Source organism: Umezawaea tangerina (genome assembly GCF_003002815.1).
Lineage (GTDB): Bacteria > Actinomycetota > Actinomycetes > Mycobacteriales > Pseudonocardiaceae > Umezawaea > Umezawaea tangerina.
The window spans coordinates 579439-604133 of the sequence record NZ_PVTF01000007.1; the positions used below are offsets into that span (position 1 = coordinate 579439).

The 24695-nt window shown below is 72.6% G+C and carries 24 protein-coding genes; 15 read left to right on the forward strand and 9 right to left on the reverse strand.

From position 1 onward, the window contains the following. Positions 1 to 92: 92 nt before the first annotated feature. The 3 genes from CLV43_RS25435 to CLV43_RS25445 all read right to left on the reverse strand — a co-directional run bounded on the left by CLV43_RS25435 (position 93) and on the right by CLV43_RS25445 (position 3521). Complete coding sequence (locus tag CLV43_RS25435; RefSeq protein ID WP_106189759.1) at positions 93 to 845, reverse strand: helix-turn-helix transcriptional regulator; 753 nt, start codon at positions 843 to 845, stop codon at positions 93 to 95. Positions 846 to 879: 34 nt separating this feature from the next. Beyond that, positions 880 to 1182, reverse strand: coding sequence for a putative quinol monooxygenase (locus CLV43_RS25440; protein WP_106189760.1), 303 nt, complete (start codon positions 1180 to 1182; stop codon positions 880 to 882). A gap of 533 nt (positions 1183 to 1715) precedes the next feature. Then, a complete protein-coding gene (locus CLV43_RS25445; protein WP_106189852.1) occupies positions 1716 to 3521 on the reverse strand; it encodes an AMP-dependent synthetase/ligase in 1806 nt (601 codons plus the stop codon). A gap of 671 nt (positions 3522 to 4192) precedes the next feature. Here CLV43_RS25445 and CLV43_RS25450 point away from each other — a divergent pair. The 12 genes from CLV43_RS25450 to CLV43_RS25505 all read left to right on the forward strand — a co-directional run bounded on the left by CLV43_RS25450 (position 4193) and on the right by CLV43_RS25505 (position 17349). Further along, positions 4193 to 5098: an alpha/beta hydrolase family protein gene (locus CLV43_RS25450; protein WP_211304539.1), complete on the forward strand. Its 906-nt coding sequence runs from the start codon at positions 4193 to 4195 to the stop codon at positions 5096 to 5098. Next, a complete protein-coding gene (locus CLV43_RS25455; RefSeq protein ID WP_106189761.1) occupies positions 5095 to 5295 on the forward strand; it encodes a hypothetical protein in 201 nt (66 codons plus the stop codon). Before CLV43_RS25450 ends, CLV43_RS25455 begins: the two co-directional genes overlap by 4 nt. A 65-nt stretch (positions 5296 to 5360) precedes the next feature. Then, the gene (locus tag CLV43_RS25460) at positions 5361 to 5858 is read left to right on the forward strand and encodes a hypothetical protein (protein WP_106189762.1); all 498 of its coding nucleotides are present in this window, start codon (positions 5361 to 5363) and stop codon (positions 5856 to 5858) included. Then, the gene (locus tag CLV43_RS25465; RefSeq protein ID WP_106189763.1) at positions 5855 to 6838 is read left to right on the forward strand and encodes a bifunctional lysylphosphatidylglycerol flippase/synthetase MprF; all 984 of its coding nucleotides are present in this window, start codon (positions 5855 to 5857) and stop codon (positions 6836 to 6838) included. The genes CLV43_RS25460 and CLV43_RS25465 overlap by 4 nt, the downstream gene beginning before the upstream one ends. A 29-nt stretch (positions 6839 to 6867) precedes the next feature. After that, positions 6868 to 7815 carry a ferritin family protein gene (locus CLV43_RS25470; protein ID WP_106189764.1) on the forward strand — a complete coding sequence of 316 codons (948 nt, stop codon included), beginning with the start codon at positions 6868 to 6870 and terminating at the stop codon, positions 7813 to 7815. Between the two features lie 72 nt (positions 7816 to 7887). Continuing rightward, on the forward strand, positions 7888 to 9504 hold the full coding sequence (locus tag CLV43_RS25475; RefSeq protein ID WP_106189765.1) for an aldehyde dehydrogenase family protein: 1617 nt from the start codon (positions 7888 to 7890) through the stop codon (positions 9502 to 9504). After that, positions 9501 to 10631: an acyl-CoA dehydrogenase family protein gene (locus CLV43_RS25480; RefSeq protein ID WP_106189766.1), complete on the forward strand. Its 1131-nt coding sequence runs from the start codon at positions 9501 to 9503 to the stop codon at positions 10629 to 10631. The genes CLV43_RS25475 and CLV43_RS25480 overlap by 4 nt, the downstream gene beginning before the upstream one ends. A 37-nt stretch (positions 10632 to 10668) precedes the next feature. Continuing rightward, positions 10669 to 11931, forward strand: coding sequence for an aspartate aminotransferase family protein (locus CLV43_RS25485; protein WP_106189767.1), 1263 nt, complete (start codon positions 10669 to 10671; stop codon positions 11929 to 11931). An 11-nt stretch (positions 11932 to 11942) separates the two neighbouring features. Then, positions 11943 to 12416: a type II toxin-antitoxin system RatA family toxin gene (locus CLV43_RS25490; RefSeq protein ID WP_106189768.1), complete on the forward strand. Its 474-nt coding sequence runs from the start codon at positions 11943 to 11945 to the stop codon at positions 12414 to 12416. Continuing rightward, positions 12413 to 14140 carry a GMC family oxidoreductase N-terminal domain-containing protein gene (locus CLV43_RS25495; protein WP_106189769.1) on the forward strand — a complete coding sequence of 576 codons (1728 nt, stop codon included), beginning with the start codon at positions 12413 to 12415 and terminating at the stop codon, positions 14138 to 14140. The genes CLV43_RS25490 and CLV43_RS25495 overlap by 4 nt, the downstream gene beginning before the upstream one ends. Continuing rightward, positions 14141 to 14836, forward strand: a complete 696-nt coding sequence (locus CLV43_RS25500) for an ABC transporter ATP-binding protein (RefSeq protein WP_106189770.1) — start codon at positions 14141 to 14143, stop codon at positions 14834 to 14836. It abuts the gene before it with no gap. Next, a complete protein-coding gene (locus tag CLV43_RS25505; RefSeq protein WP_106189771.1) occupies positions 14836 to 17349 on the forward strand; it encodes an FtsX-like permease family protein in 2514 nt (837 codons plus the stop codon). The genes CLV43_RS25500 and CLV43_RS25505 overlap by 1 nt, the downstream gene beginning before the upstream one ends. A 46-nt stretch (positions 17350 to 17395) precedes the next feature. Here the strand turns inward: CLV43_RS25505 and CLV43_RS25510 are convergent, their stop codons facing one another. Genes CLV43_RS25510 through CLV43_RS25525 form a run of 4 tightly spaced genes read right to left on the reverse strand, consistent with a single transcriptional unit; the run spans position 17396 to position 20878 of the window. Further along, positions 17396 to 17947: a hypothetical protein gene (locus tag CLV43_RS25510; protein WP_106189772.1), complete on the reverse strand. Its 552-nt coding sequence runs from the start codon at positions 17945 to 17947 to the stop codon at positions 17396 to 17398. Positions 17948 to 17958: 11 nt separating this feature from the next. After that, complete coding sequence (locus CLV43_RS25515; protein ID WP_211304540.1) at positions 17959 to 19143, reverse strand: ABC transporter permease; 1185 nt, start codon at positions 19141 to 19143, stop codon at positions 17959 to 17961. Further along, positions 19140 to 19820 (reverse strand): ABC transporter ATP-binding protein, encoded by a 681-nt coding sequence (locus tag CLV43_RS25520; RefSeq protein ID WP_106189773.1) that lies wholly within the window; start codon positions 19818 to 19820, stop codon positions 19140 to 19142. The genes CLV43_RS25515 and CLV43_RS25520 overlap by 4 nt, the downstream gene beginning before the upstream one ends. Further along, entirely contained in the window at positions 19817 to 20878 is a 1062-nt protein-coding gene (locus CLV43_RS25525) for an efflux RND transporter periplasmic adaptor subunit (RefSeq protein ID WP_146174897.1), read from the reverse strand. Before CLV43_RS25525 ends, CLV43_RS25520 begins: the two co-directional genes overlap by 4 nt. A gap of 79 nt (positions 20879 to 20957) precedes the next feature. Between CLV43_RS25525 and CLV43_RS25530 the strand changes: the two genes are divergently transcribed. Genes CLV43_RS25530 through CLV43_RS25540 form a run of 3 tightly spaced genes read left to right on the forward strand, consistent with a single transcriptional unit; the run spans position 20958 to position 23628 of the window. After that, positions 20958 to 21653: a response regulator transcription factor gene (locus CLV43_RS25530; RefSeq protein ID WP_106189775.1), complete on the forward strand. Its 696-nt coding sequence runs from the start codon at positions 20958 to 20960 to the stop codon at positions 21651 to 21653. After that, positions 21643 to 23334: a sensor histidine kinase gene (locus CLV43_RS25535; RefSeq protein ID WP_106189776.1), complete on the forward strand. Its 1692-nt coding sequence runs from the start codon at positions 21643 to 21645 to the stop codon at positions 23332 to 23334. The genes CLV43_RS25530 and CLV43_RS25535 overlap by 11 nt, the downstream gene beginning before the upstream one ends. Before the next feature lie 9 nt (positions 23335 to 23343). Then, complete coding sequence (locus tag CLV43_RS25540; protein WP_106189777.1) at positions 23344 to 23628, forward strand: tetratricopeptide repeat protein; 285 nt, start codon at positions 23344 to 23346, stop codon at positions 23626 to 23628. Positions 23629 to 23668: 40 nt separating this feature from the next. Here the strand turns inward: CLV43_RS25540 and CLV43_RS25545 are convergent, their stop codons facing one another. Both CLV43_RS25545 and CLV43_RS25550 read right to left on the reverse strand, forming a co-directional pair. After that, positions 23669 to 24082 carry a DUF1761 domain-containing protein gene (locus CLV43_RS25545; protein ID WP_106189778.1) on the reverse strand — a complete coding sequence of 138 codons (414 nt, stop codon included), beginning with the start codon at positions 24080 to 24082 and terminating at the stop codon, positions 23669 to 23671. Between the two features lie 119 nt (positions 24083 to 24201). Next, positions 24202 to 24627 (reverse strand): VOC family protein, encoded by a 426-nt coding sequence (locus CLV43_RS25550; protein WP_106189779.1) that lies wholly within the window; start codon positions 24625 to 24627, stop codon positions 24202 to 24204. Positions 24628 to 24695 lie beyond the last annotated feature (68 nt).

The following is a 24695-nucleotide window of genomic DNA, read 5'->3' on the forward strand; positions in this document are numbered from 1 at the left end:
GCCCCGACAGTGCCCTGACCGCACCGCGTTGTGGAGGTCGTGCTGCTGTCAGCAGATCAGCCGTCGGCGGACTTCCACAGTGGACCGCCGCGTCAGGGCCGGAAGCTCGCCCGGTACTCGGTCGGCGTGCGGCCGGTCAGCTCCTGGAAGGCGGCGTTGAACGCCGACAGGGACGTGTAGCCGACCGCGAACGCGATCGTGGTCACCGGGGTGTCGCCCGCGGCGAGCTCCTCGATCGCGCGCAGCAGCCGCAGCCGCCGCAGGACCGCCCGCCAGGTCATGCCGGTCTCATCCGCGAACCGGCGTGCCAACGACCGCGGCGCGAGACCGACCTCGTCGGCCACGTCCTCGAAGCGCACCGGGCCACCGAGCCGTTCCTCGGTCAACCACAACGCCCGGCGCAGCTCCGGCGACCGCCCCGCGGGCACCACCACCGGGCTCGGCCGCTCGGCGAGCCGCCAGCTCACCGCGGCGAGCGCCGCGAACAACGTCTCCGCGTAGGCAGGCAGCGGTTCGTCGCTCGCACCCCACTTACCGACCTCCGCCACCAGGCACCGCGCCAGGGGACTCAGGTCGAACACCGCCAGCGGCGCGGACGGCACCGGCACGAACCCCGTGTCGAACAACACCGACGCCGTCGTGACCGGCCGCCCGATGCTCACCCGAATCGGCTCACCCGCCTCGATCAACGCCGCCCGCGCCGGCGGCAACACCCACGCCCTGCCCCGCGCCTCCAACCGGAGCGCACCGGCGGAGGCGCACAGCAGGTAATGGTGGTCCACGCACAGCTCACGCGCGGGCTCGGCATCGAACGACCGGACGAAGCTGTACGCCTGCCGGGTCATCGACGCGCTCGCACGGCACCGCTCACCGGCCCACTCACCCCACCGACTCGACCAGCTCGGCACGGAACCGCCTGCTCACCGGCACGTCGACCATCATCGGCCGCACCACCTCACCCATCCGCGCGAACGCCTCCGACCCCAAATACCCACCCAACGCCCCCTCGTCCTCCCACTCGTGCACGATGGTGACCCCACCCCCACCCTCCCTGCCCGCGTACACCCGAAATGCCAGGTTCCCCGGCATCCCCCGCACCACCACACCCTCGGCGTCGAGATGCGCGAGCGCGGCGGGCCGATCAGCAGGCGTGGTCCTGAAGTCGACGATGGCTATGAACATGATGTCGATTCCTCTTCGATCGGTGCGGTTGTCAGCCAAGATCCTGACCCACCACCCACCATCCCGCCGCCGTCGATCGGCCACGTTCACGCTCCCACCGGACAACACTGCAAGCCAACCAAAGCCAAACGCCCCAACGACACCGGAACCAACACACAAGCCCTCAACGGCCCAACGACGCTAGAAGCAGCACCAAGCCAACGGCCCAACCCAGCTGGAAGCGAGCGGTGCTCGTCCGCTCGTGCGGTCGGCTTGACTTGGGGTTTTTGGGCTTAAACTTGCGGCGGCGGGCAGGCTCTACCACCTGCCCTTTTTCGCCCGACGAAGCCCAAAAAAGGGGCCCCAAGTCAAGCCGACTGCACCTGGGTCCGCTGTAGCGATACCCCCGGAGACCACCGCACCGACACCCCCGGAGTCCACCGCAGCGACACCCCCGGAGACCGCGGCACCGACACCGGGCGAGACACACCGCGGCTCGAACACCGAACGACCCCCACGGCCACCCCATACCCAACCGCCGCACCCCAGACCCCTCAAAACACCCCCACATCCTGCGGATAACAAGCCTCCACCTCCCCCGCGAAAGCCTCCACCACCACCCCCCTCCTCACCTTCAACGACGGCGTCAGGTACCCGTTCTCCGCCGTGAACTCCTCCTCCAGCACCCGGAACCTCCGCACCGACTCCGCCCGCGACACCGCCTCGTTCCCCAGGTCCACCGCCTCCTGCAGTGCCGCCAGCAGGTCCGCGTCCTCCGCCAGCTCCCGCACCGTCGCCGCCGCCGGTTTGCCCTTCGTCTCCTTCCACACCGGGAAGTACTGCCGGTCCACCGTCAGCAGCGCCGCCACGTACCGCCGCCCGTCGCCCACCACCACGGCGTTGCCCACCAGCGGGTGCGAGGTGATCCGGTCCTCCATCACGCCGGGGGACACGTTCTTCCCGCCGCTGGTCACCAGGATCTCCTTGCTGCGTCCCGTGATCACCAGGAATCCGGCTTCGTCGAGCCTGCCGAGGTCCCCGGTCGCGAACCAACCGTCCTGGAAGGACTCCTCCGTGGCGAGCGGGTCGTGCCAGTACCCCTGGAACACCGTCGGCCCCTTCACCAGGACCTCCCCGGCGTCGGAGATCCTGATGGACATCCCCGGCAGCGGCCGACCCGCCGTGCCCGCCCGGAACACGTCGGGTGTGTTGATCGTGGCCGTCGAGGTCGTCTCGGTCAGCCCGTACCCCTCCAGCACCGTGATCCCGGCCGCGTGGAAGAAGTGCACGAGCCTGGGTGCCAGCGCGGCGCCACCGGACAGCACGTACCGGCACCGGCCTCCCAGCACCTCGCGCAGCTTCCGGTAGACCAGCCGGTCGAACACCGCGTGCTTCGCGCCCAGCAGCGGACCGGGTGAGCCCGCGGACGAGTGCGCGACGGCGGTGTCGACCGCCGCGTCGAAGATCCGCCCGTTCCCGCTGCCGTGGGCCCGCTGCCAGGCGCCGTGGTAGATCTTCTCCAGCACGTAGGGCACGGCCAGGACGAACGTCGGGCGGAACGTGGCCAGGTCGCCCAGCGCGTCGCGGACGTTCGAGGTGTGCCCCAGGGTGACCCCGGCCCACACCGCGCCGATCTGGATCATCCGGCCGACCACGTGCGCCAGCGGTAGGAACAGCAGCGTGGACGCGCCCGCCGCGCCGCCCTCCCCGAACAGCGGGTGCAGCACCCCGACGGCGTTGCGGGCCTCGGCGAGGAAGTTCGCGTGCGTGAGCACGCATCCCTTGGGGCGCCCGGTGGTCCCCGAGGTGTAGATGATCGTCGCGGGCTCGGAGTTGTCGGTCAGCCCGCGGTTGCCGGTGACGGCGGACCTGAGCACCGCGATGCCCGTCCTGGTCAGCTCCCCGACCGCGGTGTCGATCCTCCACACGGGAGCGTCCCGGCCCGCTTTCGCGAACGCGTCCCGCACCAGGTGCTCGTGCTGCTCGGTCTCCACCACGGCCGCGGTCGCGCCGGAGTCCGCGACGATCCAGTCCACCTGCTCCGCCGAGGAGGTGGCGTAGACGGGGACGGAGACCGCGCGGGCGGCCCAGATGGCGAAGTCGAAGAGCGTCCACTCGTAGCGGGTCGACGACAGCACCACCACCCGGTCGCCGGGGCGCACCCCCGACGCGACGAGTCCGCGCGCCACCTCCACGACCTGGTCGCGGAACTGCCGCGCGGTCACCGGTGTCCACCCCGACGGCGTCTTCCGGCGGAAGGCGGTCGAGTCGGGGATCCGCTCGGCGTTGGCGTGCACGAGCTCGGCCAGCCCGCCCACAACGGGCGAAGCGGACAGCGGTGCGGTGGTTACCTCGCGCATGGTGAACTCCAAGATGTTCGCGCCTGGTGGATGGATATTTCGGATGTCCACCACGAACGACCCGTGTCGGAGGCGCCGTGGGGTTGTTCGCGGTTGATATCCGATCGCGGCGGGCGGCGCCCGCGCAATGGTGGAACGGGAATGTATCGGTGTAAGAACATGCAGCTGCGTGACCTGGATCACCCGCCGCACGGGTGGCAAATAAATGCCATCGCCGCAAAAAGTGCCACCTGACCTGGACTTTCATTTGCGGTGGCGGCTCCCGTCGGTGCGATCAAGGCGGTGAACTGCTGCTAGCGTCCCGTCTCGGCTCACCCCGGTACGTGATTTGGTGCCCGTTTCAAAGATGTGCACGCGCGAATTGCGAGTGCACATCGGGGTAGGGGGCGGGCCGCTCGCTAGGGGAGTTGTCCAGGGAGATTAGGGGTGCCCGCTCGAAGGGGCCTGGAGTTTCTTTGATTAGGGTGAGGCTCGTATCCGGCGTTGACGGGGAGTGGTCGGCGGTGGGCCGGTCGGAGGTTCCAAGAGATTAGCGGGGCTAATGACCTAGTTCGTTGTGAAACGTTACAAATTTGTCGGTGCAACCGGTTGGGAAATGCCACGTGGAGGAGTGTCGTGATGCATCCGTCGTGCGGTGACCGCGCCGCCACGACGTCGTCGAGGTGGTCCCGGTGACCGGGTTCGAGCTCGCGGACGACGTCGAGGCGCGGCTGCTGGTCGTCCCGGTCGGGCAGCGCGACCAGCTGTGCCTGCGGGTGTTCCCGCAGGCGGTCGAGGACGACCGGGCGCCGGTCGTGCTGGTCGTGCCCGCGATGGGCATCGTCGCCACCTACTACGACCCGTTGGCCCGCGGGCTGACCCTCGCGGGCTTCCCCGTCGTGGTCTGCGACCTGCGCGGACACGGCGGCAGCACGCCCCCGGTGTCCCGCGCCTCCCGGTTCGGGCAGCAGGAGCTGGTGGCGGTCGACCTCCCGGCGGCCGTGGCGGCCGCGCGGCGGGAGTTCCCCGGCAGGCCGCTCGTCCTGCTGGGCCACAGCATCGGGGGTCAGCTGGGGGTCGCCTACCTGGGCAGGCCCGAGGCCGATGTGGACGGACTCGCGCTGATCGCCTCCGGCACCCCGCACCACCGGGTCTACCCGGGACCGCGCGGTCTGCGCGTGCTGCTGGGGACGCAGACCGCCGCGCTGCTGGGCAGGGCGTGGGGCTACTTCCCCGGTGACCGGGTGGGCTTCGGCGGCCGGGAGGCCGCGGGCGTGATCACCGACTGGGCGCGGTTCGCCCGCACCGGCCGGTTCCGCCCCGACGGCGCCGACCTCGACTACGAGCGCGCGATGTCCACCGTGGACGTGCCGGTGCTGGTCGTGTCGGTCGAGGGCGACCTGATGCACACGCCCGCCGCGATGGCGGAGCTCACCGGGAAGCTGGGCAGCACGCGGGTCACGAGGCTGCGCTACACCGCGGCCGACGCGGGTCGGAAGCTGGACCGCTACCGCTGGGTCCGCGTCCCCGGCCCGCTGCCCACCTGGATCAAGGACTGGTGGCGCGACGCCGCGGACCACGGGGGAGGACGGCCGTGACGGCGACGCTCGCCGACGAGTGCGCCCTCCCGCCGCGGTCGCGCGTGCGCGGGACGACCGCCACCGGGTCGGAGGTCGTGCGGCGCCCGGTGGACCGCCTCCGCGTCGACCTCGCCGGCCCCGCGATCCCGTCCGCCCGGTCCGCCGTCGACCTCGGACCACCACGGCGACCGGCTCCGCCCGTCGTCATGCCCTGACCACCCCCGAACCACATCGATGCCGGCTCCCCGACGAGGGGCTGCCACCCCCGGAGAGGACACCCGTGGACCACGTCAACCACTTCGACACCAAGGCGACGTACTGGATAATGCGCGCCGAGTACCTCGTCGGCTTCGCCGCGTGCGTCGTGCTGATGCTGCTGCACTTCGGCGACATCCGGTGGTGGGCGGCCATCGTGCTGTTCTTCTCCATCGACGTCATCGGCTACTACCCCGGCGCGCTCGCGTTCCGGCGGGCCAAGGGCGGGCCCATCCACAAGGGCTACTACGTCATCTACAACACGATGCACAACTGGTTCGCCGCCGCGGCGATCTGCGGCCTGTGGGTGCTCGTGGCCGGTCCCGAGTGGGCGCTGCTCGCCATCCCGCTGCACCTGTGCGCCGACCGCGGCCTGCTCGGCAACACCCTCAAGCCGTTCAGCATCGCGTTCGAGCCCGAGCCGCTGCCCGCGTTCCAGGCGTTCGTGGCCCAGCTGACCGGTCGGCCGCCGCAGCGGCAGGTGCAGGTCGACCGGGTCGAGGAGAAGGTCCCGACCACATGATCACCACGGAGGATCAGGAGGTCCTGGCGTCGCTGCGGGAGCACTCGGACCACCCGAGCGCCTTCCTGGGCTACAACCAGGCCACGCGGCACTTCCGCAGCGACCGCGTCCCCGGCACGATCGCCTACCGGCTCAGCCGCAGGCACGTCGTGCAGCTGTGCGGTCCGCTGACGGCGCGGGAGCACCGGCCCGCACTGCTCGCCGACTTCCGCGCGTGGGCCAAGGGCGAGCGGCGGCGGATCTGCGCCGTGCAGCTGTCCCGGCAGGACGCCGAGCTGTACGCGGCGGAGGGGTTCGCGGTGAACCAGCTCGGCCGCACCTACAGCGTGGACCTGGAGCGGTTCACGATGCGCGGCGGTCCGCTGGCCAAGGTGCGGCAGAACATCGCCCGCGCCAAGCGGGACGGCGTCACCGTCGAGGAGAGCGCCGGGCGGGACGACCTGCTGGCGACGATCGACGCGCGGTGGCTGCGCGCCAAGGGGTGGCACGTCAAGGAGCTCGACTTCATGATCGGCGAGCGCGGCGGCCGCGGTGCCGAGCACCGCCGGATCTTCGTGGCCAGTGTCGCCGACCGCCCGGTCGCCTACATCTCCTACTCCCCGGCGTTCGGCGGCAGGCCGGGGTGGCTCTACGACCTGACCCGCCGCGACCCCGACGCACCGGTCGGGACGATCGAGCTGGTCAACGTCACCGCGCTGCAGCGCTTCCAGGAGGAGGGCGCGGGCTGGCTGCACCTCGGCCACACCCCGTTCGCCGGGCTCGACCCCGTGAACGAGGTGCCGGGCGCCGCCAGCGGGGTCGTCACCCGCGTCGCCGACCTGATCGCCCGGCGCGGCAAGGCGATCTACCCCTCGCGCACCCAGGAAGCCTTCAAGCGCAAGTGGGCGCCGCACGTCGTCGAGCCGGAGTACGTGGCCTTCGAGGACGGCGTCTCGCTGCCCGCGCTGTGGAACCTGCTCCGGCTCACCAGAGCCATCTGACCCACCCGACCCGACGGAGGAACACCACGATGGACAGCAAGATCAGGCTCGAGGTCGACTGGGACAACACGGTCCCCGTGCTCGAGGGCGCGCGGTCGCTGGAGCTGACGCCCGAGTCGTGCGACCTGCAGTACTGGCTGGACGAGGTCGCGGGCCGCCTGCTGCGCCGCATCCCGACGGGCCACACGCCGGACGCGCTCGTCCCGGAGCAGGTGCTCAAGCCCGGCCCGCTGCGCGAGGCGCTGATCGAGGAGTTCGCGTTCCGCAGCGTCGCCGAGGAGAAGGTCACCCGCGCGCTCGGCCACCTGGTGTCCGCCGCCCCGGACCGGGTCCTGACGGAGTTCTTCGCCACCCAGCTGCTCGACGAGGCCCGGCACGCCCGCGTGTTCCGCGAGCACCTGGTCGAGATCGGCATCCCCGAGGCCGAGGTCGACGACACCATCTCCGCGGTGGCGGGCAAGGCGATCGAGGCCGTGCTCGACCCGCTGGAGGAGTTCGGCCTGTCCGTGATCCGCGACCAGCGCGACTTCTACGGCGGCGTCATCACCCTCACCGTCCTCGTCGAGGGCGTCCTCGCCCCGTTCGGCGAGCTGAGCGAGCGCAAGTGGGCCGAGCTGGACCCGGCGGGCGCGGAGATCGAGCGCGGCGCGGGCATGGACGAGATCCGCCACCTGTCGGTGGGCAGCAGCGTGATCCGCCGCCACCTCCAGGAGCAGCCCGGCGAGCGGATGCGCATCCTGGAGCTGATCGGCCGCGGCCGCGCCCTCTGGGAGAACCTCCCGATGCAGCCGTTCCTGTTCCAGCGCGAGTCGCTGTTCCAGCAGGGCCTTCAGGAGTGGGGCCACCTGGTCGCCGACTACGAGGTCTGGCCGGGCCGCAAGCTGGTCGACACCACCGCCGAGGAGCGCATGGTGACGGCGTCCACCTGGTCCCAGGAGACGCAGGACGTCCGCCTGCGCTACATGGGCGTGCTCTAGGCCGTCGCCGACCGCCCTCCCCGCGCGCGGCAGCGAACGACCTCCCCCTGCGAACCCGGAACAGGTGACAACGTGAAGACATACCCCTCCTACATCGCCGGGCAGGACGCCCCGACGAACAAGTGGATCTACACCATCCGGGCGTCCAGCCTCTTCGAGGACGCCTTCGGCGCGATCCGCCTCAAGCGCGAGCTCGCGGGCGACGGCGAGCCCGACGGCACCGACGAGCGCGTCGTCGGCCGGGTGGCGCTGACCGGGCCCGAGCAGTGCGCGGAGGCCCTGCGCGCCGCGCGGGCCGCCCAGCCCGCGTGGGCCGCGATGCCGCTGGCCGAGAGGCTGAGGTTCGGCGCGATCTTCCACGAGCGGGTCATCGCCCGCCGGGAGGAGTTCGTCGAGGTCCTCATCGCCGAGGGGCACCCCCGCAGGCTCGCCGAGTGGGAGGTGGCGGGCGTCATCCAGGGGTCGGCCCCGGAGACCTTCGCGGCGAACGCGCGGATGATGGACCAGCGCGAGCACGTCGGCGACCGCGAGATCCGCCTGGTGCGCAAGCCGGACGGCGTGGTGTGCCTGAGCCCGCCGCAGAACGCGGCGGCGTCCAACTCGATGCTCGGCGTGTCCGCGATCATGGCGGGCAACAGCCTCGTGGTGAAGGCGCCCAGGAGCGCCCCCTACGGCGTCGCGTGGGCGTGGCGCGAGCTGGTCGCGACCTCGCTGGAGGACGTCGGCGCCCCGGCCGGTGTGCTGAACATCGTGTGCGGTGTGCCCAAGGTGCTGCTGGACCAGTGGCTGGTCAGCGAGGACGTCGACGACATCATGTACTTCGGCGGCAGCGAGCGCGGCGTCGAGATCGGGCGGCGCTGCGTCGAGCACGGCAAGAAGTCCGTGCTGGAGCTGGCGGGCAACGACGGCGTGCTGGTCTGGGAGGACGCCGACCTGGACAACGCCGCGCGGGCGATCACCGAGTGCTTCTACGGCTCCAGCCAGATCTGCATGGTGCCCAAGTACGTCATCGCGCACCCGCGGGTCGCCGACGGGCTGGTCGAGCGGCTCAGGACCCTGGTCGCCGACATCCGGCCCGGCAGGCCGGAGGACCCGGACGTGCTGCTGTCGCCGGTGCTGCGGACCAGCGAGTTCTTCACCGTCCTCGACGAGGCCGTGGCCGACGGCGCCGAGCTGCTGTGCGGCGGGCAGCGCATCGCGGAGGACGGCACCCCCGACTCCTCGGGCGTGTTCCTGCAGCCGACCCTCCTGCGGGTCGACGGCTACGACCGCGCGGAGAAGATGCGCGCGGTGCGGAGCGAGACCTTCTACCCGCTGCTGTCCATCGTCGTCCCCGACGCCGACCAGGCCGGTGACGGGTTCGGCGAGGCGCTGCGGTTCATGAACGCCAACCCCTACGGGCTGCGCAACTCGCTGTGGTCGGAGGACCCGGAGGTGGTCGAGCGGTTCTGCGCCCAGCTCGACAACGGGGGCATCCTCAAGGTCAACGACAGCCACCTCGGCTTCGTGCCGGGGCTGCCCACGCACGGCGGCACCGGGTTGTCCGGCGGCCCGTTCGGCGAGGTCAACTTCCCGATGCTGCGGACCAGCCACCTCCAGGCCGTCAGCATCGCCACGGGCGTCTCCCCGCGCTCGCGGGTGTTCGAGAGCGCGCTGCCGCCCGCCGGTTCCCCCGAGGTGGCGCGGTGAAGTTCCTGCAACGCGAGTACGACACCCTGGAAGACCTGCTTCCGGGGCTGGACAAAGCGTTGAGCGCGGTCCCGCTCGGCGAGCTGGAGCGGCGCGGCGGTCCCGGCATCGCCGCGCTGCGCGACGCGGGCGGGTCCGGTCTGCTGGTGCCCGCCGAGCACGGCGGGATCGGGGCGAGCGCGCGGGACGCCGTGCGCTGCACCCGCGCCATCGCCACCCGGTCGCCGTCGGTGGCGGTGGCCGCGACGATGCACAACTTCTCGGTGGCCAGCCTGGTGACCCTCACGGCCACCAGCACCGGCTTCGAGTGGCTGCTGCTCGACGCGGTCGCCCGCGACAAGCGGATGATGAGCAGCGCGTTCGCCGAGGGCCGCACCGGGCAGGGCGTGCTCACGCCCACGATGGTCGCCCGGCGCGCCGAGGGCGGCTGGCTGGTGTCGGGCAGCAAGAAGCCGTGCAGCCTGTCGGCGTCGATGGACCTGATCACGGCGAGCGTGGCGCTGCCCGACGAGGACGGCGGGACGACGCTGGGCATCGCGGTCATCCCGGCGGGCACGCCGGGCATCTCCGTGCGGCCGTTCTGGGACTCGCTCGTGCTGGCGGGCGCCGAGAGCGACGAGGTCGTGCTCGACGACGTGCTGGTGCCCGACGAGCTGATGGTCAAGCCGGTGCTCGACCCGGAGACCAACCTCGACGACCTCAACACCACCGGGCTGGTCTGGTTCACCCTGCTGGTCTCCGCGGTCTACCTGGGCACGGCCAGCGCGCTGGTGGCCCGGCTGCTGGAGTCCGGGCGCGGCGACACCGCGACGCGGGTGGACGTGGTGACCGACCTGGAGGCCTGCGCGCTCGCGCTGGACCGGGTCGCGTGGGCCGTCGACTCCGGGGAGTCGGGCAACGACACCCTGGCCGACGCGCTGACCGCCCGCTACAGCATGCAGCGCACCATCCGCCGGGTCGTCGGCACGACCGTGGAGCTGCTGGGCGGCATGGCCTTCGTGTCGTCGCCGGACGTGGCGCTGCTCGCGGCCAGCGTGCACGCGCTGGCGTTCCACCCACCCGGCCGGACGTCCACCGCGGCGAGCCTCGACCGGTACCACGCGGGCAGCCCGCTGCGCATCGACTAGCCGTGTCCTCCGCCCCGCCACACGAATCCTGGAACCGATGACCTCCACACAGCCAGTCCCCGCGGAGCACGAGCTCCTCGACGCCTACCGCAGCCACCTGAGCAGCGGACGCGCCTCCCTCGGCGAGATGTTCGGCGGCTTCTGGGAGTCCACCTCCCACAGCGCCGCCGTGCACACCTCCGACGGGCAGCGGTTCGTCAACTGCGCCGGGTACGGCGTGTTCATCCTCGGCGGCACCCACCCGCACGTCACCGAGGCCGTCGTGGCCCAGGTGCGCGCCAACCCGCTGGCCACCAGGCTGCTGCTGGAGCCGGTGAGCGCCGCCGCCGCGAAGACCCTGGCCGACGTTTGCCCGCCCGGACTGAGCAAGGTGCACTTCGTCGGCTCGGGCACCGAGGCCACCGAGACCGCGATCAAGATGGCGCGGGCCAACGGCAGGCGGCGGCTGGTCACCACAGTGAACGGCTACCACGGCAAGACCCTCGGCGCGCTCAGCGTCACGGCGCGCGGGGTCTACCAGGACTCGTTCCAGCCGCTGCTGCCCGACGTGACCGCCGTGCCGTTCGGCGACGTGGAGGCGATGGAGGCCGCGCTGCGCGACGGCCCGCCGGCCTGCGTCATCGTCGAGCCGGTGCAGGGCGAGGGCGGTGTGGTCTTCCCACCGGAGGGCTACCTCGCCGAGCTCGGCAGGCTGCGCACGGAGTACGGCGCGTTCCTGGTGGTCGACGAGATCCTCACCGGGCTCGGGCGGTTGGGCCGCTGGTGGGGCCACGACCCCGAGGCCGTCACCCCGGACGTGATGCTGGTCGGCAAGGGGCTCTCCGGCGGTGTGGTGCCGGTGGCCGCCGCGGTCGCCACGCCGGAGGCGTACGCGCCGTTCGACAAGGACCCGTTCCTGCACACCTCCACGTTCTCCGCCGCCCCGATCGCGGTGGCCGCGGCCAAGGCCGCGATCGAGGCGATCGTGATGGAGGACGCCGTCGCGAAGTCCGCGAAGATCGGCGCCGAGCTCAAGCGCCGCATCGCCGACTCCGCCGCGCTGCACTGCCCGCACCTCGTCGCCGAGGTGCGCGGAGAGGGCCTGCTGATCGGCGTCGAGATGGCCGACCCCGGCCTCGCCGGTGAGCTGGTGCTCGAGCTGATCGACGGGCGGGTGCTCGTGAACCACTCGATGAACAACTCGCACGTCCTGCGCCTGACCCCGCCCGCCACCATCTCGGCGGACGAGCTCGACCAGGTGACCACCGTCTTCGACAGCGCGTTCTCCGTGCTCGCCGGGCGCTTCCCGGCGAACCGGTGAGGAGGAACGACATGCAGATCGTCCGGATCGAGGCCATCGTGCCCGCCAGGCAGGCCAGCGAGGTGTTCGACACCGTCGTCGACTTCGGCCGCTACCCCGAGCTCGTCGAGGCGGTGCGCGAGGTCGTGACCGAGCCGCCCGCCGCGGACGGCTCGGTCGTCAGCCACTGGGCGGTGAACTTCCGCAACGGCGTCCTGCGCTGGACCGAGGTCGACACCTTCGACCGCGACGACCTGGTCAGCCGCTTCACCCAGACCACCGGCGACTTCGACGCGTTCGAGGGCGAGTGGACGGTGCGCCAGGACGGCGGCGACGCCCACGTCGTCTTCCACGCCGAGTTCGACTTCGGCGTGCCGACGCTGGCCAGCATCATCGACCCGGTCGCGATCCGCGTGCTGACCGAGTCCATGAAGGACATCCTGCTCGGCCTGTTCGACGGCACGGTCAAGTTCGTGCCCGCCGCGCTCGCGGCCGGCGTCCGGTGACCGCCGCCGCCCCCGAGCACGACTACGACGTGCTCGTCATCGGGTCCGGGTTCAGCGGCGCGGTGACCGCGTTGCGGCTCACCGAGAAGGGCTACCGCGTCGGCGTGCTGGAGGCGGGCTGGCGCTTCGAGGACTCGGACTTCCCGAAGACCTCGTGGCGCGTGCGGAAGTACCTGTTCGCGCCGAAGCTGGGGCTGCGCGGGTTCCAGCGCCTGTCCCGGCTCGGCCCGCTCATCGTGCCCACCGGCGCCGGGGTCGGTGGCGGGTCGCTGGTCTTCGCCAACACGCTCTACGAGCCGGGGCAGGGCTTCTACGACGACCCGCACTGGTCCGGCATCACGGACTGGAAGGCCGAGCTGGAGCCGCACTTCGACCAGGCGCGGCGGATGCTCGGCTCGGCGGTGAACCCGACCACCACGCCCACCGACCGGGCGATGCGGGCGGTGGCGGAGGGCATGGGCGTCGGCGGCACGTTCCGCCCGCTGCCCGTGGCCGTCCACTTCGGACGGCCGGAGGAGGTCGACGACCCGTACTTCGGGGGAGCGGGACCGCGGCGCGCGGGCTGCCGGGAGTGCGGCGAGTGCCTGACCGGGTGCCGCTACGGCGCGAAGAACACCGTCGTGAAGAACTACCTCTACCTGGCCGAACGGGCAGGCGCGGAAGTCCTGCCGCAGACCACCGCGTCCTCGGTGCGGCCGCTCGACGGAACCGGGTACGAGGTCCGCACGGTGCGGACCGGCGCGTGGTTCGCGGGCCGCACGGCCAAGGTGCTCACCGCCGAGCACGTGGTGTTCGCGGCGGGCGCCGTGGGCACCCAGCGCCTGCTGCACCGGCTGGTCGGCGACGGCGCGCTCACCGGTGTCTCGCCGAGGCTGGGCAGCCTCACCAGGGCGCCGTCGGACCTGCTGGCCGCCGTCGCGCCCAAGGTCACCGGCGACGACTACAGCACGGGTGTCGCCGCCACCTCCGCGTTCCACCCGGACGAGGACACCCTCATCCAGGCGGGCCGCTACGGCCGCGGCTCCAACTCGATGGGCCTGGCCACGACCCCGTTCGTCGACGCCACCGGGACGTCGCCCCGCTGGCTGCGCTGGCTCGGCCAGGTCGCCCGCCGACCGCTGGCCGCGGCGCGGTTCCTGGACGTGCGCCGGTGGTCGGAGCGGTCGGTCATCGTGTTCGTGGTGCGCCGCGGCGCGGGCACCTTCACCGTGTCGCCGCGGTCGGCCAAGGGCCGCGGCCTGACCGCGCGCCGCGATCCCGGCGCGCTGCCCACGGTCACCTCGGACCTGGTCGGCGACGTCGTGCGCCGCACGGCCGAGCAGATCGGCGGCGCCCCCGCGGGCACGCTGCCGGGCCTGGCGCACGTTCCGGTGGTGCTGCCGTTCGTCGGCGGCTGCCCGATCGGCGAGACGCCGGAGACCGGCGTCGTCGACCCCTACCACCGGTTGCACGGGCATCCGGGCCTGCACGTCGTGGACGGCTCGACCGTCACCGCGGACGCGGGCGTGAACCCGTCGCTGACCATCACCGCGCAGGCCGAGCGCGCGATGTCGTTCTGGCCCAACCGCGGCGAGGCCGACCCGAGGCCCGCGCCAGGGGAGGCCTACCGGCGGGTGGAGCCGGTGTTCCCGGCCAACCCCGTCGTGCCCGCGCACGCGCCCGCCGCGATGCGCTCGTACCGCACCGCCGACCAGACGTCCTCCGCTACCAGGAAAAGGGGTTAAGTGTTCGGGAGCCCAGTGCTGCGCGCCGAGGGGGTGAGCCGGGAGTTCGGCAGCGGTGACGCGGTGACGCGAGTGCTGCACGACTGCGGCGTCGAGGTGTTCGCGGGACAGACGGTGGCCATCGTCGGCAAGAGCGGCAGCGGCAAGTCCACCTTCGCCAACTGCCTGTCGGGGCTGGACAAGCCGACCACCGGGAGGATCACCCTGCTCGGCCACGACCTCGCCACCCTGGACGAGAAGCGGATGGCGAGGCTGCGCGCGGAGCACATCGGTTTCGTGCTGCAGAAGGACAACCTGGTGCCGACGCTCAACATCGAGGAGAACGTCGCCGCCCCGCTGATCATGTCCGGGGTGAAGCTGTCCGCCGCGCTGAAGCGGGCCCGTGAAGCCCTGGACCAGGTCAGCCTCTCGCACCGGGCGCGCAGCTGGCCCGGCCAGGTCTCCGGTGGCGAGGCGCAGCGCGCCGCGGTCGCCAGGGCGTGCGTGAACGAACCGTCGATCGTCTTCGCCGACGAGCCGACCGGCGCGCTGGACGAGGAGAACGGCCTGGTCGTGCAGAAGCTGTTCCGCGCCATGGTGAAGGAGCGCGGCGCGGCCAGCGTGATCGTGACGCACGACCTCGACCTGGCGCAGGGCGCCGACGTGGTCGTCCGCATGGCGAAGGGCACCCTGGTCGCCTCCGGGTGGTTCGGCTGATGGCGGCGGACGCGACCAGGCTCGTCTCCCGCTCCCTCATGCGGAGCTGGTACTTCCGGCCCGCCCGGCTGGCCGCCGCGGTCGCCGCGGGCATCGCCGGGGTCCTGCTGACCACCGCCGTGCTGGTGGTCTACTTCGCCGTCTACGACGCGCTGCGCGGCGCGCCGATCACCGCCGTGCGCGACGGGATCGTCGCCGTGGAGGCGAGCGCGCCCGGCGGCATGGCGCCCTCGGTGGTCGAGGAGGTCGGCAAGCGCACCGGCCTGCCCACCACCACGATGCTCGTGGTCAGCGCCAGCCGGGTCGAGGACGACGGCGCCACCACGCCGATGCTGGTGTTCGGCGTCGACCCGACGCTGGGCGACTTCGTCGAGGACGACCTCGCCGAGCAGACCCGCGAGACACCGCTGGGCCCCGACACGGTCTACCTGGCCAGCGCGTGGGCCGAACCGCGCGGCATCAAGGCGGGCGACACGATCCGCGTCGGCGGCACGACGGACGTGCGGACCTGGAAGGTGGCCGCCCTGCTGCGCGGCGAGGTCGCCAACCGGGGCTCGGTGATCGTCGCGCCCAGGCTCGTGGTGGCCGAGGCGTTCGGCCGCGGCACGTTCACCGACGCGGTCCTCGTCGACGCCAAGGGCCACGACCGGGCGGAGGTGGTGGCCGCCGCGGAGGCCGCGGTGGACGGCTCCGGCGCGGTGAAGGACCCGCAGGACCTGCTGTCGGGCTACCGCAAGTCGTTCCAGACGTTCCTGACCATCCTGAGCATGTTCGCGGTCATCGCCGTGCTCACCGCGGGCGTGGTGCTGTTCCTGACCTGGCGGCTGGCACTGGACGACGCCCGTCCCGCGCTCGCGCGGATGCGCCTGACCGGGGTGCGCACCTCGCACCTGATGCTCGGCTCGGCCGCGGTGATGGTGCCCATCCTGCTGGTGAGCTACGGGATCGGCGTCGTGCTCGGCGTGCTGGTCGGCGGCAACCTGGGGTCGTTCGCCCGGCAGATCACCGACCTGAGCCAGCAGGCCGTCACGCCGGGGACGCCGTGGCAGCTGCCCGCGCTCGGCGCGTTCCTGGCCGCGGTGCTGATGTTCCTCGCGGCGTGGGTGTCGGGCGTGCGGCGGTTCACCAGGGTGCAGGCGATCGAGGCGGTGTCCGGCCGCGGCGAGATCGCGGTGCTGCCGGGCGGGGTGCGCAAGCCGTTCGCGATCGGCGCCGCGCTGCTGGCCGTCGGTGTGCTGGTCGTCCTGCTGGGTCCCGCGGGCGTGCAGTCGGTGGGGCTCGTGCCGCTGCTGGGCGGCGCGGCGCTGTTCAGCGTCGTGCTGCCGGTGGCGATCGGGCTCGGGCTGCGCAAGGGCGACCCCGGCGTGGTGCGGCTGGCCGTGAGCAGGCAGCTCCAGCTCGGGTGGCGGCGCAACGCGGCGCTGTGCGTGACCTTCACGGTGTCGGTGGTGTCGGCCGTGGCGATGGCCGGTGTCGCGGGCAGCATCAAGCACGAGGTGGCCGCGTCGGTCGAGCGGTGGACGCCGGGCGACCTCTACGTCCAGGCCGCCCCGCTGGGCACCAACCTGCGCAACGAGACCCTGCCCAGGGAGCTGGAACCGCGGCTGCGGGCGGTGGACGGCGTCGAGGCGGTCACCACGTTCTCGTTCACCTACCTGGAGATCGAGGGGCGCCGGGTCCAGGTGTGGAGCTGGAGCAGGACGGACCTCGCGCGGCTGTCCAGGCTCACCGTCACCGACGGGCCCGCCGACGTGCTGGACCAGTTGGGCGACAAGGACATCGCGGTGTCGGTGAACTACGCGAACGCCCAGGGCGTTGCGGTCGGCGACACCATGGACGTGCCGCTGCCCACCGGCCACCGGACGGTGACGATCAAGGCGGTGGTCGACGACTCCGCCTCCGACGGCGGGATGCTCGTCGCGGGTCCGGAGCTCTACGCGGAGATGACCGGTTCGACCCAGGTGTACGCGTTCTTCGTCGGGGTCAAGGGATCCGCGGACAAGTCGGCCGTCCGCGACGGCCTGGCCGCGGTGGTGAAGGACGGCCACCCGCGGTCGCGGGTGGTGACCCAGCAGACGCTGCGGGACACGGTCGCGAACATCACCGCGCGGCTGGTCAGCGCGTTCGAGGTGTTCGCCTGGGTGATGTTCGTGCTGGCGGTGCTGATCGGCGCGGCGACCCTGGCGTCGGGTCTGGTGGAACGCAGGCGCGCCAACGCCCTGCTGCGGCTCAGCGGTGCCACGGCCAAGGGCGTGCGCACCCAGCTGACGGTGGAGGTCGTGCTGATCGCGGCGGGCTCGGCGGCGGTGTCGCTGCCGGTGGGCTGGCTGGCGATCGTGGCGCTGCTGGACGCGCAGGCGGTGCAGAGCGGCATCAGGCCGCCGGTGGAGATCCCGGTGCTGCTCAGCGCGCTGAGCCTGCCGCTGGTGGTGGCGTGCATGCTGGTGGCGCTGCTGATCGCCAACCCCGGCCGGGCCAACACCCCGCTGCGTGACCTGCTGGCGCAGGACTGAGGAGCCACTGGCGACGGACCGCGGTCCGTCGCCAGTGGACCGCGCGTCACTTCGCGGAGGACGCGATCTCGCACTCCTTGACGTGGTCCAGGCCCAGGGTGATCGACTCCGGGTCGTTGTTGGGGCCGCCGAACGCGTAGGACACCATGGTCGCGCCGGGCTCGTTGACGACCTCCACGTAGCGGACGCCCTTCTCCCGCAGGCACTGCACGACCCGGTTGGCGAAGTCGACGGCCTCGGGGTTCGTGCTGTCCTTCTCCCACGGCGGCAGCGGGTCCTTGGACTCGCACTCCACGAGCGCCTTGTCGACGTCCTCCTTGGCGGGCTCGGGCCGTCCGGGCTCGGCGCGCCCCTTCTGGTCCATGCCGTGCTCGGCCATGCACTGCCGCCACGGTGCCTGAAGCGCCTCGAAGTCCTCCGGCGTCATGTCGAGCCGTTCGCGCGGCCGTTCCTCCTTGGCGGCGGCGGACGCCGACGCCCCCGCCGACGCGGAGGCGTTCGCGGGTGTCGACAGGGAGGCGACCTCCGAGGCCTTCGGCGCCTGCGCGGAGCAGGCGGTGAGCGCCAGCAGCGCGGCGAGCAGGACGGGCGTCTTCATCGGATGTCCTTTCACGGTGCGGACAACGCCGCGGTCGGGGTGAGCCGGGCGGCGCGGATCGAGGGGTACAGGCCCGCGACGGCGCCGACGACGAGCGCCGCCAGCAGTCCGCCGCCCAGGACGGGCAAGGGGATGACCGTCGGCCAGTCGTGGACGGTGGCGTAGCCCACGACGCCGAGCACGCCGAGGAGCGTTCCCGCCAGGCCGCCGAGGCCGGACAGCAGGACGGCCTCGGTGAGGAACTGGCCGCGGATGTGGCCGCGGGTGGCGCCCAGGGCGCGCCGCAGGCCGATCTCGCGGCGGCGTTCCAGCACCGAGATCACCATCGTGTTCGCCACGCCCACGCCGCCGACCAGCAGCGCCACCCCCGCGAGGCCGAGGAATAGCGCGGAGTAGGAGCTCTGGGTGGCGCGCTTGGCGGCCAGCGCGTCGGACGGGCGGCTGACCTGGACCAGGCCGGGGACCTCCGGGTGCAACGTGGCGGGCAGCACGGAGCGGACGTCCTCGATGGACTCCTCCCGCGCCTTCACGTACACCACGGTCGGGTGGCCGTCGAACCCCAGCCGGTCGCGGGCCGCCTGCCAGCCGACGAGCACGGAGCGTTCGAGGTCGGGGGCCAGCGGCATCGGGGCGAGCACACCGACCACGGTGAACCACGTGTCGCCCACGAACACCGCCGGGGTCGCGTCCTCGCGGACCGCGCTGATGCCGAGTCGGCCCGCGGCGACGTAGCCCAGCACGACGGTGGGGAACGCCCCGTCGGTGAGGAACCGGCCGCTCTGCACCCGGCCGTTGACGGTCTCCAGCAGACCGGGGCTGCTGGCCAGCACGGTGATGTCGGAGCTGCGGGCCGGGTCGAGCCGGTCGGAGCGGCGGACGCGGGTGTGGGTGTTGGCCACCGCGGCGGACGCGGTCACCGGCCCGATCCGGGCGGCCATCGCGGCCGACCCCTCCGCCAGCAGGACCGGGTCGTCCTGGCGCGGGCTGGGCTGGGCGCGCAGCATGTTGGTGCCCAACGCGGTCAGCTCGTCGAGCAGCGCCCGCTGGCTGGACGCCGGGATGCCGGTGACCACGACCATCGTGGCGATCCCGAGCGCGATGCCCAGCGCGGACAGCGCCGCGCGCGCCCGGCGGGTGCTCAGGCCGATCGTGCCGAGGTGCAGCAGGTCCAGCGGCGACAGGCGGGTCGGCTTCACGGCTTGCCCCCGGTGTCGGCGACGATCCGGCCGTCGCGCAGCTCGACCCGACGCGGCAGGCGGGCGGCGATCTCCCGGTCGTGCGTGATCACCGCGATCGTGGTGCCCTCGCGGTTGAGCCCGGTGAGCAGGTCCAGCACCGCGCGCCCGGTGGCGGTGTCCAGCGCCCCGGTCGGCTCGTCGGCCAGGACCAGCGCGGGCTCGTTCACCACGGCGCGGGCGATGGCCACGCGCTGCCGTTCGCCACCGGAGAGCTGGTGGGGGAGGTGGTCCACGCGGTGGGCGAGCCCGACCCGGTCCAGCGCCTCCAGCGCCATCGCGCGGCGGGCCCGGCGCGGCACGCCCGCGTAGAGCAGGCCGGTGGCGACGTTCTGGGTCGCGGTGAGCCCGTCGGAGAGGTGGAACTGCTGGAACACGAACCCCAGCTCCCGGCCGCGCAGCCCGGACAGCTGCCGGTCGGAGAGCCGGGACACGTCGTGGCCCCCGATCTCGACGACCCCGGTGGACGGCAGGTCGAGCGTGCCGACCAGGTGCAGCAGGGTCGACTTGCCCGACCCGGACGGGCCGACGATCGCGAGCAGCTCGCCGCGCTCGACCCGCAGCGACACCGAGTCCAGCGCGGTGACGCCGCCGGGGTAGTGCCTGCTGACGTCCTTCACCTCGAGCACGGGGGTCACTGGGCGGTCACCACCGTCAAGCCCTCGACTATCCCGTCGCCGCTGACCTCCACCGTGTTCCGCGAGTACAGACCGGTCCGCACGGCCTTGAGCCCGCCGTCGGGCAGCTGCAGGGCGTAGCCGCCCTCCTTGAGCGCGATCAGCGCCTCCAGCGGCACGGTCAGCACCCCGGTGCGGCTCTCGGTCGTGATCACCACCCGCACCGGCGCGGTCTCCAGGCCCGCCACGTCGTCGGGCCGGTCGAGGGTCACCACGATCTCGACCTTCGGGTCGCCGCCACCACCGTCCTGGGTGGACGCGAGGGGCGTGGCCGACCCGATCCTGCCGGGCGTCTCGGTCCCGTTCGGGAGCACGACCAGCACCGGCGCGGTGGTCCGCACGTCACCGGCCTCCGGGAGCGGGACCCGCGCGGTGACCAGGCGGGTGGTGGGCGTGACGTCGAACAGCTCCTCGGTGGGCGTGGCGCCGAGCTGCGCCTTCACCGACGCGACGCGCGCGGGACCGTCGAGCACCAGTACCCGGCCGGGTTCGAGGGTGCCGGTCTGCTCGACGCCGATCGCCTGCTGCCACTTCTTGAGCGCGGTGACGACCCTCGGCGTGAGCTCTGCCTTCGTGTCGTCGTCGGGCCGGGTGCCGACCTGGTAGCCGAGCTCGGCGAGGTTGTCCATCAGGACGGCCACGTCGGAGCCCTTGGTGCCGGGCGTCTCCAGCTTGCGGAAGAACGGGGTGGCGCCGAAGAACGCGGTCACCGGCTGGTCGTCCACCCGGAACAGCGCCTCGCCGCGTCGCGCGACCTGGCCGACGGCGGGCAGCTTCGTGACCGTGCCGGTCCCGGTGCCCTTCACCGGACGGGGCGCGCCGAACCCGAGGTCCGCTGACAGCGACCTGGTGTTCGCGAGGTCGGCCTTGCGGACGGTCGTGGTCTTGACCGCGGGGGCGGGCGGGGCAGCGGCGACGGGTGGGCGGTTGCGGACGAGGAGCACGACCACGCCGATCGTGGCGGTCACGACGAGCACCCCGACCGTGACCACGGCCGCTCGACGGAGGTTGGAGCGCATGGGTCGATGATCGACGCCGATTGTGAGGGACCTGTGCGGGACCGGTGATCGTGGCGAGGGCGAACCTAGGATCGGCCGGGTGAACCCCCTGATCCTGGTCGCCGAGGACGACGAGAACCAGGCCGAGCTGGTGCGGCGCTACCTCGAGCAGGACCACCACCGGGTCGTCGTCGTGGGCGACGGCCGGGAGGCGCTCGACGTGGCCCGCGCGCGGCAGCCCGCGCTCGTGGTGCTGGACCTGATGCTCCCCGGCCTGGGCGGGCTCGACGTCTGCCGCGCGCTGCGGACCGAGTCCGACGTGCTGGTGCTCATGCTGACGGCCAGGTCCACCGAGGACGACCTGCTGCTGGGCCTGGGAGTGGGCGCGGACGACTACATGACGAAGCCGTTCAGCCCGCGCGAGCTGGTCGCGCGGGTGCGGACGCTGTTGCGGCGGCGGCGCGACGAGGCGCCGGAACCGCTGCTGCGTGCGGGCCCGATCGAGGTGGACCCGGTCCGCCACGAGGTGCGGGTGCACGGCAGCGCGGTGGAGTTCACGCCCGGCGAGTTCGGCCTGCTGGAGATCCTGGCGTCCGAGGTGGACCGGGTGTTCACCCGCGAGCAGCTGCTCAAGGGCATGTACGGCTACGACCGCTACATCACCAACCGCACGATCGACACCCACGTGAAGAACCTGCGCCGCAAGATCGAGGCCAACCCGCGCGAGCCCGAGCACCTGCTCACCGTGTACGGCATCGGGTACAAGCTGACGGCGGGGCGCCCGGATGCGCCGTAGCGTCTTCGCCCGCATGCTCGTGGTCGCGGTGCTGGTCGCCCTGTGCTCGATCACGGCGACGGCCTGGCTCGCCACCCAGCTGACCCGCGCGTCCATCGCCCGCGAGCAGGGGCGGGAGCTGTCGGTGGACAACCGGATCTACGCGGTGCTGCTCGAGCACGCGACCAAGAACCGCGACTGGTCGGACGTGGGCGGCCTGCTCGGCCCGCTGCTCGAACCGACCCCGCACCGCCGGGTGACCCTGGTGGGCAAGGACGGTCGCACGCTGGCGGACCTCGGCGGCGACGGCGGGCCGCTGCCCGCCACGGCCGCCGCGGTGGTGGACGCGCTGGCCGTGGACCCGGTGCTGGTGTCGGACGCGCCCGCCGACCGGATCGACGAACGCGTGCTCGGACCGTTCCGCACGCCGATCCAGTTCCGCGAGCGCGAGGACACCACCGGGTCGCTGGGGTGCCTGCGGACCAAGAGGAAGGAGGGCGGCGACCGGGACTGCCGGGACTCGCAGCTGCCGTTCGACACGGCCGCCGACTTCGCCGCCCTGCTGGACCTGGAGACCATGGTCGACGCCTGCCTGGAGCGCAAGAAGCTGCCAGGGGTGGAGCTCGACCCGGACTTCACCCCGGCCCGCAGGCAGAGCAGCGGACTCGGGATCCCCGACGAGCCCGCCGTGGCCGGGTGCGTGACCGCCGCGCGCAAGGAGCAGCTCGCGCCCTACGTCGCCCCGCCCGCGCTGCTCTACCTGTCCTCGCCGTCCGGCGCCCCCACGACCGCGATCTCCTTGTCGGGCAACGGGTGGCAGGTGGCGGGCGCGGCGGGCGCGGTGCTGCTCGTCGCCGCGGTCGTGACGGCGCTGGTGGGCGCGCGGATCACCCGTCCGCTGCGGGCGTTGACGGCGGCCGCGCAGCACATGTCCGACGGCGGTGACGCGCCACCGGTGCGGGTCAGCGGCCAGGACGAGGTCGCGGGCCTGGCCAGGGCGTTCAACACGATGGCGGCCAACCGCGCGCAGCTGGAGCAGGCGCGCAAGGCGATGGTCAGCGACATCGCGCACGAGCTGCGCACCCCGTTGAGCAACATCCGCGGCTGGCTGGAGGCCGCGGAGGACGGTGTCAGCGACCGGGGGCCGGAGCTGACGGCGTTGCTGCTCAAGGAGGCGCTGGTGCTCCAGCACGTGGTGGACGACCTCCAGGACCTGGCCATCGCGGACGCGGGCGCGTTGCGGCTGGTCGTCGAACCGGTGCCGGTGGCCGAGGCGTTCGAGCAGGTCCGCGCGGCGCACGAGCCGCGGGCCGCCCAGGCGGGGGTCGTGCTGTCCGCCGACGCCCCGCCGGACCTCGTGGTCGGCGCTGACCCGGTGCGGCTGCGGCAGATCCTCGACAACCTGGTGGCCAACGCGGTGCGCTACGTGCCCGCGGGAGGGTCGGTGTCGATGGCGGCGGCCCGTGACGGCGCGGACGTGCTGGTGACCGTGGCGGACACCGGCGTCGGGATCGCGGCCGAGGACGTGCCGCACGTGTTCGACCGGTTCTGGCGCGCCGACCGGTCCCGCACCCGCAGCACCGGGGGCAGCGGGCTGGGGCTCGCGATCGTCCGCAAGCTCACCGAGGCGCACGGGGCGTCGGTGGCGGTGACGAGCGCGGTCGGCGAGGGCACGACGTTCACGCTCCGGTTCCCCGGCTAGGTTCGGGCGGTGGACGTGACGCTGTTGTACCGGAAAGCGCTGCGGCAGGCGGACTTCGGACGCCTGGACGCCGCCGAGTCGACGTTGCGCGAGGTGCTCGCGGTGGCGGAGCGGGGGAGTGCCGCGCGGGTCCGCGCCCTGGTGGTGCTCGGCGACCTGCTGTGCGAACTCGGTCGGGCGGCGGAGGCGGTGCCGCTGCTGGACGAGGCGCTCGCCGGGGCACCCGACGTGGACGACCTGCTCGACCACGAGCTGGACCGTGCCCGCGCCCTGCGGCGCGGGCACGGCGGGTGAGGCCGCCCGGTTCCCTGCCGGGCGGCCCCGCACCCGGTGGTCATCCGACCAGGACGAGGCTGGCGCTGGTGACGAGGCTGGCGACCAGGAAGTACGGGCCGTTGACGAGGCCGTAGAGCAGCGGTCGGGCGAAGACCGGGTTGACGGCGATCTGGAACGTCATCGCGACCAGGTAGCCCAGGCCGACGACCAGTCCGAAGACGAGCGCGTCGCCGAGCGTGTCGATCCCCAGCGCGCTGACCAGCACGGCACTCGCGAGGACCGTCACGAGGTTGCACACCATCGGCCCGGCGATGAACAGCGGCCCGGACGGCGCCGGGGCGTCGGGCTCGTGGCCGACGGCCTTGGCGTAGGCCTTCGCGACCACGACGGTGAAGTACAGGCCCGCCAGGACGCTGATGACGACCGTGGCGACGAGCACGCCCCACCAGTTGACCGAGACACTGCCGAACATGGGTTTCTTCCTCTTTCCGACATTTCCGAACGGCTCGACCGCGCCGGTGCGGCGGTCGGCATGACAGGGGAGTGGTGCGCGGCGGCGGCACGCGGCCGCCGCCGGTCGTCGGACAGGGGTCAGTAGCTGCCCTGGACGTCGAGGACCCAGACGACGCCGAACTGGTCCTTGAGCATCCCGTAGAGCGGGGCGCCCCACGGCGCGGGACCGAGGTCGGCCTCGATCTTGGCGCCCTGCGCCAGACCGTCCCAGTAGGACCGGATCTCGTCGGCCGAGTCGGCGTCGCCGCGGACCGACACGTACACGGGCTTGTCGCCCTGGTCGTAGGACAGCGCGGACGGGACGTCGTAGCCCATGACGTGGAAGCCGTTGGCACCCCGGACCTCGCCCCAGGTGATCTGGTCGGCCTCCTCCGGTGCCACCGGGATGCCCGCGTCGCGGAAGGTGATCAGTGCGACCTCGCCGCCGAACACGGACTGGTAGAACTCCAGCGCCGCGCGGGCGTCACCGCGGAAGTTCAGGTGGGTCGTGGTGGTGATGGCCATCGAAGGGCTCCTCGGATCGTTCTCTGCGCTCGTTCTCGAGCACCAGGAGCTTCGCAACCGAAGCGGCC